A 12,504-nucleotide genomic window follows, 5' to 3' on the forward strand; every position below is an offset into this window, starting at 1 on the left:
CTAGTGACGGAAATGGCGCATGCCGGTGAAGACCATCGCCAGGCCCGCTTCGTCAGCCGCCGCGATCACGTCTTCATCGCGCACGGAACCACCCGGCTGGATGATGCAGCGGGCGCCCGCCTTGGCCGCTTCCAGAAGCCCGTCCGGGAACGGGAAGAACGCGTCAGAGGCGCAGGCGGAGTTCGCCGTACGCGGCGCGTCCCAGCCATTTTCCTTGGCGGCGTCCTCGGCCTTGCGGGCGGCGAGCCGCACCGCTTCCACGCGCGAGGTCTGGCCCATGCCGACACCGGCGGTCGTGCCGCCCTTGGCGAAGACGATGGCATTGGATTTGACGTGCTTGACCACGCGCCAGGCGAACATCAGATCGGCCAGCTCTTCCTCGGTCGGGGCGCGCTTGGTCACCACTTTGAGGTCAGACGGCAGGATGTGTCCGGTATCGCGCTCCTGCACCAGCAGACCGCCTGCGACCGCCTTGGTGGTCCAGCCCGGCTGGGTGGGATCGGCCAGGGCCCCGGTCAGCAGCACGCGCACATTCTTTTTCGCTGACAGGATGTCGAGCGCGGCTTCGTCCGCATCCGGCGCGATCACGACCTCGGTGAAGATCTTGGTGATCGCGTCAGCGGTCTTGGCGTCAAGCGTGCGGTTGAAGGCTGCAATACCGCCAAAGGCCGAGATCGGGTCCGCCGCAAAGGCGCGCTCATAGGCCGTGGCGAGATCGTCCGCCGCCGCAGCGCCGCACGGATTGGCGTGCTTGATGATCACAGCAGCGGCGCGGTCTTCAGGATCAAACTCGCTGACAAGTTCGAAGGCGGCGTCCGCATCGGCGATATTGTTGTAGGACAGGGCCTTGCCCTGGATCTGGCGCGCGGTGACCACACCCGGACGCTGTTCGGCGGCTTCATAAAGCGCCGCATCCTGATGCGGGTTTTCACCATAGCGCAGTTTTTCAAGGCGGCGGCCGCCAATGGTGAACCAGCTATGGGCGGGCTTTTCGACTTCCGGTTCAAACCGGGCGGCGATGGCGCTGTCATAGGCGGCGGTGCGGGCAAACGCCTTGGCGGCCAGATGGCGGCGGATCGCCAGCGTGGTCTGGCCCTCATTGGCGCTCATGGATTCAAGCACCTTGTCGAGATCGCGCATGTCGGTGCAGACGGCCACGTAATTGTGGTTCTTCGCCGCGGCGCGGATCATCGCCGGACCACCCACATCGATCTTCTGGATGCAGGCGTCGATATCGGCGCCGGACCGAGCGGTTTCCTCGAACGGGTAGAGATTGACGACCAGAAGGTCGATCTGGGGAATGCCGTGCTCGGCCATGGCCGCCAGATCATCTTCCTTGTCCCGACGGGCCAGAAGACCGCCATGGATGCGCGGATGCAGGGTCTTGACCCGGCCATCCATCATTTCGGGGTATTCAGTGACGCTGGAGACGTCACGGGCGTCCAGTCCGGCGTCGCGCAAAGCCTGCAGCGTACCGCCGGTGGACAGAAGCTCGACGCCCGCTTCCGCCAGCTTGGCGGCGCGTTCGGCGAGACCGGTTTTATCAGAAACGGAAATCAGCGCCCGCTTGAGCGGGGCAAGGCCGGAATTATCCATGGAAACGTCCTCCCATACGGCGCCAACCTAGCTGCGCCAGGAACGAAGACGGCCCCTTATCACGCGTCACGCGCGGCGGGAAGCGTCTGACTGAACGCCGCCACGCCTTCGGGCCATCCTGCCTCGATGACCAGTTTTAACCGATTGCGGACCTGATCGTCATCGCGACGCTGCGCCGCGGCGACCAGTTGCTCAAGCGCAGACTCAACGCGCGACAGGTCCAGATCCGGCGTCTGGATGCGCATCACCCCGGCCGGGCCCGCAGGCGACACCCGTTCAAAGGCATGCGTGAGCGATTCATGCAGCTTCTCGCCCGGACGCATGCCCGTATAGATGATCTGCACATCGCGCTCGGGCTCCAGCCCGCGCAAACGGATCAGCTGGCGCGCCAGACGCGAGATCAGCACCGGCTCGCCCATGTCCAGCAAGAAGATGTCGCCGCCTTCAAGGCCGACCGCGCCCGCTTGCGCGCCCGCTTCCAGCACCAGGCCTGCCGCCTCTTCCACGGTCATGAAATAGCGCGTGGTCTCTTCATGGGTGACAGTAACAGGGCCGCCCTGGGCGATCTGACGTTCAAACAGGGGCACGACCGATCCGGCCGAACCCAGCACATTGCCGAACCGCACCGAGGCGAGCTTCATGGGCTCGACCTTGTCAGCGGCCGCCGCCAGATAGAGCTCAACCGCGCGCTTGCTGGCGCCCATGATCGAGCTGGGATCCACCGCCTTGTCGGTGGAGATGGACACCACGGCGTCAACGCCCGCCGCCGCTGCGGCCTCAACCACATTGCGCGTGCCCATGAGATTGGTGCGCACGGTTTCGGAGACGTTCTCCTCCATCAGCGGCACGTGCTTGAGCGCGGCGGCGTGAAGGACGACTTCAGGCTTTTCCTCAGCCATCAGCACTTCAAGGCCCTTGCGGTCCTTGATATCGCCCAGCACCGAACGCCAGCTGGGCGCTTCGGGCATGGACTGCAGCACCATGTCGATCTCGTAGAGATTGGGTTCGGCGCTATCGAGCAGGATCAGGCGCTCGGGCTTGAGAGCCGCAGCCTGACGCACCAGCTCGGAGCCGATCGTGCCGCCCGCGCCCGTCACCAGCACCCGTTTGCCCGCGATCAGGCGACGGGCGCCGTCCCGCGACAGGGCGCGCGGAGGACGGGCCAGAAGGTCGGACGCCTCGACTGACGTGAAAGCGCGCACGCCATTGCCGCCCCGGGCCCGGCTCAACTGCACGCCAGTGCGGCCCGCCACGCGCGCCACTTCATTGACAAGCGCCGCGTCCGGATTGGGGTCGGCGAGCACAATGCGGACCGCGCCATCACCCGCCTGCCGCTTCACACGCAGTACGGCACGGGTCAACTTGTCCGGGCCGCCCTCGATCGGGATGCCGTAAAGCGCGCGACCGCCCGCCGTGCCTTCGGTCTCCACAAGCGCGCGGAAGCGGAAGCTGGGGCCGGACGCCCGGCGCAAATGCGCCTTGAGCACATCCGCGAGATGCTCGCGCGCGCCGACCAGAACCGCCATAGGGGCGCTTTCATCTCCGCGCTGGACCAGAGATCTGAGATCGCCGGACCGCCAGGCCGCCGCCGCAACGCGGGGCGCGACCAGCAACAGGATCAGAAGCGGGGCCGAGATGGCGAAGGTCGAACGCGGGAAGTCCTCAAGCCGGTTCATCGCAAAGAAGACGGGCAGGAAGATCAGATGCGACAGCAGCACCGCCTGCACGATCGGCAAAAGGTCCGGCATGGACATGTGCCGCCACAGGCCCCGATGCACGCCCAGCCCCAGGAAGACTGCGGCGCTGATGGGCGCGAACACGGCGGGCGCCATGTATTCAAGCGCGCCGGGCGGCACGCTGTATTCGCTGAAATGGTAGCGGAGCATCAGGCTGGCGAACATGGCCGCCGCCGCTGCAAGCGTGTCGTAAAACAAAACCAGGACGGTCGTCAGCGCGATGCCGTTAGACGGAGACAGACGCAGATCCTCTTTGGCGTTTTTGCTCATGTCGCCGCCTTCCAGCCTGCCCTGTTCATCCCGCCGCACCTACGCGGCCCAAGCGCTGAAACGCCCATCTGACCCGGTTTGGCGGCCGTTCGCCGCCTCCATAAGGCTCCGCTTCGCCAGACACCACAAGCTGGGTCGAACGTTCAGGCTTGCCCCCCGCCGCCAGATAGACGGATCGCTCCAGGCGCACAGGTCCCCCATCGGTCCGGAAACGCCATCCATCACCATTACCCGCAACCAGAAGTGCGCTCAAGGAATCCCTTGAAAGAGAAGCACGTACGCTGGGATGCAGATGGAAGCGGATGGAGAAGCGATAGCGCAGCTCGGGATTGTCCGGCGCGCCATCCTCGACCGGGCGATACAGGCTGTCCTCGCCACGCAGATCCCCGCCATCAGAGGCCAGGAACAAGCGCCGTCGCAGCGACAATCCGAACTGGCGCCGATAGCCTTCATGGCTGGCTTCCAGCCAGACGCCGAGATCTTCCTCATTGCGTCGCGCCTTGACCGGCTCGGGCCCGGCGGCGACGCGCGGTCCCAGAAGGGCGCGAGCCCAACCCTTCGCCACCAGCCTTGTGGAAGAAGTCTCTTCAAGCGTCAGGGCGGAATGCGCCGCGGTCGCGCGCACAGCTTCACGCCAGGTGCGGGGCTGGTCTTCAGACCAGCCGCAATTGACCACCAGCCGCCCGCCCGGAGCCGCGAATTCGAACGCCAGGGCGCTGGCGTGAACATCAGCGGAATGCGGACCACCAGGCGGACCTGCGGAATCCATGATCAGGACGGCGCCGCCCGCTTCCACGCGGTTGAAACCGCTATGCGGGGCGACATTGAAGCCACGGCCCTGACCACCGCCCACATGCTTGAGCGCGGTCTCGATGGCCCGGGAATCCCCTTCATCCCCGCCATGAAACACCGTCAACCCGCCGCCGGGCATGCGGCAGAAGCGGATAAAGGCCGCCGTGCGGTCCATGGCCCGGCTGACTTCAGTGGACAGGGTGACGCCCCGGGCGTCTGCGGCCTTGTCGAGCACCACAAGCGCGATCAGGGCGTCTGCAGCGACGCGCGGATTGCGGCTGGCATGCCCGCCATCGGGCAGAATCTGGCTGGTCAGCTCGCGATCAAGCGCGCTCTGGGCCTGGGTCTGCAGCTTGGCCGGCAGGTCCAGCGTCAGGGCCGCCAGCCGCAACGTGATCGCGGCAAACAGGCGCGCCTTGTCCTGCGGCATCAGCGACAGGCAGCGAGAAAGCCGGAGGGTTTGCCGGACAGCGGATTTCAGACGTTTGGGAGTCTCGGCGTCATCGGCGCCGAACACCGTATCGCTGGCCAGCATCCAGGCCCACAGCCGGCCTTCAAGGACGTGCGGCTCCCAGCTGAACCAGTTCCAGCTGCCGAACCGCGCCAGCCAGTCATCGACCAGCTTGCGCGCCATGACGGGCGCTTCAGGGTCCTCGACCGCCAGAAGATCGGCCAGCCAGTCAAACCGGTGCAAGCGTTCAGCAAAGCGCTTGGACGGCGCCGTGCGGTCCCAGACCGAATCCTCTTCGGACACTTCCAGCATCTCGCCCGCCAGCGCGAAGCGCCCGCCCAGCAGGGCCGCGCCATGCGCCTTGTCGCCCTTGATCAGCCCCTTGGGACGGACCGTCAGCCCTTCAGGCGCACGCTGGCTCTGGGTCAGCATGCGATAGGGCGGAGCCGCATTGAGAAGGTCTGACATTTCCCGACGACCGCGCAACGCCAGAGCGGCGGCGATCTCTCGGGTCCTGGGCTGGCGTTTCATCAAGGCCTCAAACGCCCCGCAGCGCGGAAATGTTCCCCGCATAGGCGTCCGGGCCGCCCTTGAAGACAGCCGAGCCCGCCACAAGCGCGTCCGCCCCTGCATTGATGCAGTGCTGGGCGGTTTGCGGGTTCACCCCGCCATCCACCTCGATCAGCGTATCCAGACCCCGCCGCTCGATGGTCTTGCGCAGGGATTCGATCTTGCGCAGCTGGGAGGTCAGGAAGCTTTGGCCGCCAAAGCCGGGATTGACGCTCATGATCAGCACCAGATCGAGCTCGTCGAGCACATAGTCGATCATGTCCAGAGACGAGCCCGGATTGAGCGCCGCCCCGGCCTTCACGCCATGGCTCTTGATTGATTGCACGGTGCGGTGAAAGTGTGGCCCCGCCTCGGGATGGGCGGTGATCATGTCCGCACCCGCCTCGGCGAAATCGGCGATATACGCATCCACCGGCGAGATCATCAGGTGCACGTCGAAGGGCTGATCAGACCAGGACCGCAGGGCTTTCACCACTGCCGGGCCAATGGTCAGATTGGGCACGAAATGCCCGTCCATCACGTCAATATGAATCCAGTCGGCGCCAGCGGCGTCGATGGCTTTGACCTCGTCTCCCAGCCGGGCGAAATCAGCGGAAAGAATCGAGGGTGAAATAATCGTCGAACGAGCCATGCTGATTGCGTATCAGCGGCCCGCTGCTTGAGCAAGATGCGGCGGCGGCTTTCCCGCCCTCCGCGTCAGTTTATTCGGCGAATTCAGGCCTATCGGGAAGGCGCTGGAGAGATGCGCCTTCCCGATGGAGATGATGGATCAGCCCACAGCGCGGTGACCGCGCATGCGCAGGCACTCGACCACCATCTGACGGCGTTCGTCACGGGTTTCGAGCGAGCCGCTCACCCCGCCGACCGCCGCGCCCACAAGGGCGCCGGCAATCGCGCCTTCGGTGTCGTTCACATCGTCATCCGCAAGGCCCGCCAGGGCGCCAATCCCGGCGCCCACCGCCATGGAGGTGCGGGTTTCGGAGTTCAGGTAAGCCCGCTCACGCGCCAGCGCCTGACAGGCTTGAAGATCAGCCTCATAGGCCGCCGAGCGCGGGCCATCCACGATCGGGGCGTAGTCCGCGCCGCCGCCGGCGCAGGCGGTGACCATCAGGCCGGACGCAATCACGGTCATCAGAACAATCGGTTTCATGGGGAGTTTCCTTTCTTGTTGTTCTTGGGGGTTCAGGATCAGAAGCGCGCGCGCAGGGTCAGAGCGACCTGGTCATCAGACTGGCGGTCATCGCCCCAGCCGCGGCCATAGCTGAGCCCGGCGGTGAAGCGTTCGGCGATCCGGGCTTCAAGGCCCAGTCGGGTCTCAAAGCTGTTCTCGGCCAGGCCTTCGCCAAACAGCGTCACCGGGTTCGCCGAGTTGTCGATGAGCTGGGAAACCAGCGCGTGATCGGCATTGCTGTGCCAGGTCCAGCCCACAGCGCCCACAGGGGCGATGGTGACAGTGTCCGACACACGCCAGCCGTCCATGCGCACATCGAGATGGGTGTCAAAGCGCCAGGTGTTCAGCGACTGATCGCCATAGCTTAGCGCCAGACCGGTCGCGCCGGTCTCCGCCGCGCCTTCGATGCGGATCGCGTCATATTGCAGGGAGTTGCTGACCTGAAGGTCCAGCGGGCCCCATTCATAGGCCGCATCGCTCAGAAGGCTCGCCTGCCAGGCTTCGCCGTCAAAGCCGGTGCGGGCGGACAATCCCTGAACCCCGGTCTGGCGCACGCCATCCTCGAAATCGAGCCAGCTATGGTTGACCGCTGCGGTCAGGCCGTAATCGTCCTCGGCATAACGCAGGAAACCCGTCAGCGTGGTCGCTGAATAGTCCTGACGATCCCCGTTGGCGAAGCGGATGTCGGCATCGTCATACCGCAAGGCGGCGCCGGCGCTGAACACGTCGGTCAGGCGATAGGCGCCGCCCATGCTGACGCCTTTCAGGCGGACATCTGCGGACAGGCCGTCAAAATCGAACTCGGCGTCACGATAGACCATGTCGCCAAACACGCCCGGCCCCTGACGGGCGCCCGCCCAGACCGATTGCTCACTCATCTCAAGACCCGCAGCGACGAGAGACGGCAGCATCAGCACAGGCCGCGCGGCCTCGCCATTCGCGCCCGCCAAAGTCGCCTGCCACCATTGCGCGGTCAAAAGCTGGCCGGCTTCGGTGAAGTGCAGATCATCCAGGAACAGATAGCGGTTCTGCCCCGCCAGATCGGGCGCGCAGACGCTGTCATCGGTATCGAGATAGCATTCGCGATCGACCTCATCGAAGCCCAGCGCCGCGGCATTGTCGCGGATATAGGTGATGAACGCCTCGTCCCGCACCGTCACCAGATTGACGCCCGCTTCGTCCGCGGCAGCGACCGCCGCATCAAACAGGGCGACATTCGCAGCGTCCACGGCCTCGGCGAAGGCGGCTTGCGCATCCGCATCCCCGCGCACCAGCGGCGCGAACTTGATCGGGCGCACTTCCGCCATCAGCACGGTCTTCACACCCAGCGCGCCCAGCGTGGTGATGTTGTCTGCGCCCGCCTCGGCGATATCCGCGATGATCGTGTCGAACGCTTCACCCGCCGCGGCGCGGTCCATCAGATCATTGGCGCCCGCCATGATGAAGGCGACATCGTCTGCGCCCACCTCGGTGTCGCCCGCCGCAACCATGTCCGCAAAGATCGCGGTCTGGACCTGAACGCCCGTATAAAGGCCGAATTCGGCCAGATCGCCGCTCGCGGTGATGTGTGCGCCCGAGAAGGCGAAATTCACATTGGCGCTGTCGCGATCAGGGTCGAGGAAGATGTCCACGTCCCGGCCCATCATTTCTGACCAGACCAGGCCATTGGACAGACGGCGGAAGCCGTTATTGGCCGAATAGGGGAACTCGGTCTCGCCGCGCTGGTCCAGCAGGGCGGCGTGATTGCCCTGGCCCGTCGAGCTGTCGCCGAAGAAGTACCAGTTCCCGTCACCGGGTTTGGCGTAGCTCGCCCCGCCCAGCGCCAGCGCCGCAAACCCCCCGGCCATAAGGGCGCACCCGCCCCGCAACGCGCACAGAGCCGTGCGCGCAGTCAAACTGCGTTTCATGTTTCTCTCCTGAGGAAGGGCCCGCCTGTCCGGACCCGGATCTTGGGCCGCGCGAACCGCGCAGCGTCAGTTAGCTGTCCGGGCCGATCATCGGCGGGCCGGACACGGCATGCGCAACGCCGGGCGGCGTTGTCGTCAGCTGGATAAGGGGCGCAAACATCGCCCGAACTGCCCTGTGCGCCATTGTGGCGTCTCCTGCAGTATCCGCCGACCGGGTTTTCCCGTGTTCAGGCGGAAGGGTTGACCAACCAGCGGGGACGATGCCCCCTTTTGTAGACGCCGCCCTTCAAATCCGGGCGGCAAGCGCTACGTATTGTGTAGCAAGATTTATCGCTACGCTTTCCGTAGCGCAAGTGACCATTTCGAGGAGAGATTGTGGCGAAACTGACCGAATCCTCGCGCCCCGTGATGGCCCTGTTTGAAGTCCTGGGTCAGAAATGGGTCCTGCGCATCATCTGGGAATTGCGCGACGGCCCGCTGACCTTTCGCGAGCTGCGCGCCCGCTGTGACGAAATCTCTCCGACCGTCCTCAACCAGCGCCTTGCGCTTCTCAAAGACACGCTGCTGCTGGAAAGCACTGATGAAGGCTACAAGCCCACCGCCCTGCTCGAGGAGCTGGGCCCGGTGCTCTACGCCCTGCGCGACTGGTCGAACATGTGGGCGGAAACCCGCGTCGCCCACGGTCATGACCTCTGACATCTACTCAGGCCTCCGCCGTTCGGGCGCGTGCGGGCCGGAAGCGCTCGCGATATTCGCGCACCGTGACGCCGAGATGCTTGTGAAACGCCCGGCGCATACGCTCGGCGGCGCCAAAGCCTGACTTGAGCGCGATGACATCAATACTGTCGTCAGTCTGTTCGAGCCTGACCCGCGCATCCTGAAGCCGCGCCTGCTCCACATAGGTGGCGGGCGTCTGGCCGGTCTCGCTCTTGAACTTGCGCGCAAAGCTGCGCTCGGACATGCAGGCGAAATGCGCCAGCTGGGTCACGCTCAACTCGTCAGTCAAATTCGCCAGAATATACTGGAGCGTACGGTTGATCGGGCCGTCATCGACCTGCTGGGCCACCAGCTGGGCGCTGAACTGGGCCTGTCCGCCCGGCCGCATCATGTACATGACATTATAGCGCGCGACCTTGAGCGCCATGTCATGGCCCCAGTCCGCCTCCACCAGCGCCAGCGCCAGATCCATGCCCGAAGTCACGCCCGCAGACGTCCAGTACTTGCCGTCGCGCACATAGATCGCATCAGAGTCCAGATCGATCTGCGGATAGCGCTTCGCCATCACCGGGCACCACCACCAATGGGTGGAGGCGCGCCGGCCATTGAGCACTCCCAGCTCGGCCAGGATGAAGGAGCCGGTGCAGATCGAAATCACCCGCTCCGCCTCGCCATCCGCCCAGCGGACAAAGTCCATCAGGCGCTGATCCTTGAGCGCGGCCTGAGTGCCGTGCCCGCCGGCGATCATCAGCACATCTACCGGCAAGCCGCTGTCTCGCACTTGCTCGAACGTCATGTCCGGCACAAGCGACAGGCCGGACGTAGTGCGGATCGGCGTCGGATCAGCGGCGACCAGCGTCAGCTCATAGCCGCCCACGCCGCCATCCTTGAACAGCTTGACGCCGGACAGCACCTCCATCGGCCCGGTGATGTCGAGCACATGGGCGTCAGGGTAAGCCACCATCACCACATGGATGAGGGGCGTGTCGGCGGCGGTAGGGTCAGCTCTTGTGTTCATGCGGCGGATATTGCGCCCTTTCGCAAAAACCGTAAGGCCGGAAAAAACGCAAATCCCGCCAAACGCGCTATTGGGCGCCCAGAAGGATCGGCAGGGCGTTCAGGACGCTGCGCGGCAGGGAACCCTGACGACTGACCGCATCCAGGCGCTGAAGATCACCTTGGTCAAGCCAGACGCCGTTGGCCATGACAGCCGTGGGATACTCCACGCTGGAAATATCGCTGAGCGGGTCGCTTGAGACGAGGATCAGATCGGCGCGCAGGCCCGGCGCGATCATGCCCCGGTCCTCAAGCCCGAAAACCCCCGCCGGCGTCACCGTAGCCGCTTGCAGCGCCTCATACGGGGTCAGGCCGGAGAGAACGAGCAATTCGAGCTCTCGCGTCAGCGAGCGGCCTGGAAGATTGGTGAAAATGCCCGCATCCGTGCCCGCAATCAGGGTGACGCCCGCCTCATGCATCTGGCCCGTGGCCTGGCGATAGAATTGACGCCGCGCCTCTTCCCGGAACGCCGGGTCCTGCCCGGACCAGAACTCGTAGACGCCCGCATCCACCTTCACATACAGCGGGTTCATCGCCTCAACGCCGTCGCGCTGAAGATAGGCGCCATCGCTTTCCGCCACACGCACCAGATTGTCATGGGCGATCAGGGTGGGCGTCACCACCACGCCCGCCGCCGCCATCTCATCCACCAGCGACTGCATCCGTTCTGCGTTCAGCCGGTCGCGCAGACCATGCCAGACAATGGATTCGGTGTGCTCGATGGTCAGGAAACCATCATCCAGCACGCTCACAAACGGGATCAGGAAGTCGCGTTCCAGCGGAATGCCGGGTTCGCGTACGCCTTCAGGCGTATGGCCGGAGACGGTCATACCCAGCGCGCGCGCCTCGTCCAGAACCCCGCGATAGGCGTCTTCGGACAGGTTGGAATAGACTTTCAGATGCTCAAAGCCCTGCTCATGCTGACGACGCACGGCGGCGCGGGCCTCATCCCCGGTCATCACCAGCACATGGTTGGACTGGGCGTTGGGACCGGGGGAGTTCAGGATCGGCCCGGTGGTCAGAAGCGTCGGGCCCAGGAGGGCGCCGCGCTCGATCTTGTCCGCCCAGCGCAGATGCACTTCAAGACCGGACAGATTGCGCACCGTTGTGACGCCATGAGTGAGATAGGCGGCGAGCTCGGGCACATCCCAGACATGCACATGGGCGTCGATCAGGCCCGGCAGCAGCGTCTGCCCTGCCGCGTCCACGCGCAGCGCGCCCTCAAGCCGGGGGTCGCCCTCCAGCGCGCCGTGATCAGTGATGGCGGCGATGACGCCATCCAGCACCAGCACATCGCGACGGGGCTCGACCTCGGCGGCGCCCGGAACCATCGACACAAGCCGGACATCGGAAATCAGCACTGCAGATTCGACCGATGTCCCGGTCAACGCTGATGGCCATTTGAAAAACACCGCCCAGACCAGAGCAGCAATCAGGGCCAGACCGGCCAGACCAAATCCCAGAATACGCATTATGACCCCATTTTTTGCTCAGTCTGGATTGGCGCAATCCTGAGGGGAAGCGCAAATCCAGACATGTTGAGGTCATTTCATGCCAGTTTCAGGGGCATGAGCGCCCGAGAGTCGTGATCTTAGGCCGATGCTGGTTGACCCAAACGGAACCGGAGCGCCAATCGACTCACCCGTTCCCCCAGCTTCTCCGCTGTCAGATGGTCAGCCTTGGGCGGCACGAGGTCCGGTCCCTGATCATTATTGGCCTGGGCCATCACACCCAGCGAGGCCCCGACCCGGTTCAGATCATCCGCGCTGGCGGTGGACAGGTTGTTGCCCGGCATCTGGTTGAGGCTGACCCACAGCATGCCGTGCTGGGCGGCAAGGGTGGACAGCTGACTCAAGGTGGCGAACTTGTCGCCCGCCATGGAGCCGGACACGGTGAAGCCCGCCGCCAGCTTGTCCGCCCAGCCGCGCTGCATCCACACCGCCGAGCTTTGATCCATGAAGATTTTGAAGGGGCCGGACACGGCGCCCATATAAGTGGGGGAGCCGAAGATGATGGCGTCCGCCCGCTCCAGCACCGCCCAGTCGGCCTCGGTGATCTCGGTCACCTGAATGAGCGCTACATCGGCGCCGCCCGCTTCAGCGCCCCGCGCGACTGATTGGGCCAGAACCTGAGTATGGCCGTAGCCGGAGTGATAGACGATTGCGATTTGAACCTGCATGAGGGCCTCCCGTTTCAAGACGGGCGACAGATAGAGCCTTCATCAATCGCGAATAATCG

The 12,504-nt window shown here is 64.8% G+C and carries 10 protein-coding genes; 1 reads left to right on the top strand and 9 read right to left on the bottom strand.

Features of this window, described 5'->3' with window-relative positions; translation table 11 throughout:
- The 6 genes from purH to ACFELO_RS13150 all read right to left on the bottom strand — a co-directional run bounded on the left by purH (position 1) and on the right by ACFELO_RS13150 (position 8,493).
- Positions 1 to 1,596 carry a bifunctional phosphoribosylaminoimidazolecarboxamide formyltransferase/IMP cyclohydrolase gene (purH, locus tag ACFELO_RS13125; protein ID WP_440958219.1) on the bottom strand — a complete coding sequence of 532 codons (1,596 nt, stop codon included), beginning with the start codon at positions 1,594 to 1,596 and terminating at the stop codon, positions 1 to 3.
- A gap of 59 nt (positions 1,597 to 1,655) precedes the next feature.
- Entirely contained in the window at positions 1,656 to 3,602 is a 1,947-nt protein-coding gene (locus tag ACFELO_RS13130; RefSeq protein ID WP_440958220.1) for a polysaccharide biosynthesis protein, read from the bottom strand.
- A gap of 25 nt (positions 3,603 to 3,627) precedes the next feature.
- Positions 3,628 to 5,376, bottom strand: a complete 1,749-nt coding sequence (locus tag ACFELO_RS13135; RefSeq protein WP_440958221.1) for a heparinase II/III family protein — start codon at positions 5,374 to 5,376, stop codon at positions 3,628 to 3,630.
- Between the two features lie 7 nt (positions 5,377 to 5,383).
- On the bottom strand, positions 5,384 to 6,046 hold the full coding sequence (gene rpe, locus ACFELO_RS13140) for a ribulose-phosphate 3-epimerase (protein ID WP_440958222.1): 663 nt from the start codon (positions 6,044 to 6,046) through the stop codon (positions 5,384 to 5,386).
- A 138-nt stretch (positions 6,047 to 6,184) separates the two neighbouring features.
- Positions 6,185 to 6,565, bottom strand: coding sequence for a YMGG-like glycine zipper-containing protein (locus ACFELO_RS13145; protein ID WP_440958223.1), 381 nt, complete (start codon positions 6,563 to 6,565; stop codon positions 6,185 to 6,187).
- A gap of 38 nt (positions 6,566 to 6,603) precedes the next feature.
- Positions 6,604 to 8,493 (bottom strand): autotransporter domain-containing protein, encoded by a 1,890-nt coding sequence (locus ACFELO_RS13150; RefSeq protein ID WP_440958224.1) that lies wholly within the window; start codon positions 8,491 to 8,493, stop codon positions 6,604 to 6,606.
- Positions 8,494 to 8,868: 375 nt separating this feature from the next.
- Between ACFELO_RS13150 and ACFELO_RS13155 the strand changes: the two genes are divergently transcribed.
- Positions 8,869 to 9,189: a winged helix-turn-helix transcriptional regulator gene (locus ACFELO_RS13155; protein ID WP_440958225.1), complete on the top strand. Its 321-nt coding sequence runs from the start codon at positions 8,869 to 8,871 to the stop codon at positions 9,187 to 9,189.
- 7 nt (positions 9,190 to 9,196) lie between these two features.
- On the opposite strand, the gene ACFELO_RS13160 is transcribed toward ACFELO_RS13155, so the two are convergent.
- The 3 genes from ACFELO_RS13160 to ACFELO_RS13170 form a co-directional block, all read right to left on the bottom strand.
- Positions 9,197 to 10,228: a GlxA family transcriptional regulator gene (locus ACFELO_RS13160; protein ID WP_440958226.1), complete on the bottom strand. Its 1,032-nt coding sequence runs from the start codon at positions 10,226 to 10,228 to the stop codon at positions 9,197 to 9,199.
- A gap of 67 nt (positions 10,229 to 10,295) precedes the next feature.
- Positions 10,296 to 11,738 carry an amidohydrolase family protein gene (locus ACFELO_RS13165; RefSeq protein ID WP_440958227.1) on the bottom strand — a complete coding sequence of 481 codons (1,443 nt, stop codon included), beginning with the start codon at positions 11,736 to 11,738 and terminating at the stop codon, positions 10,296 to 10,298.
- 119 nt (positions 11,739 to 11,857) lie between these two features.
- On the bottom strand, positions 11,858 to 12,445 hold the full coding sequence (locus tag ACFELO_RS13170; protein WP_440958228.1) for a flavodoxin family protein: 588 nt from the start codon (positions 12,443 to 12,445) through the stop codon (positions 11,858 to 11,860).
- Between the last annotated feature and the right edge of the window lie 59 nt (positions 12,446 to 12,504).

The sequence above is a fragment of the Oceanicaulis sp. LC35 genome (genome assembly GCF_052055585.1).
Taxonomy (GTDB): Bacteria; Pseudomonadota; Alphaproteobacteria; order Caulobacterales; family Maricaulaceae; genus Oceanicaulis.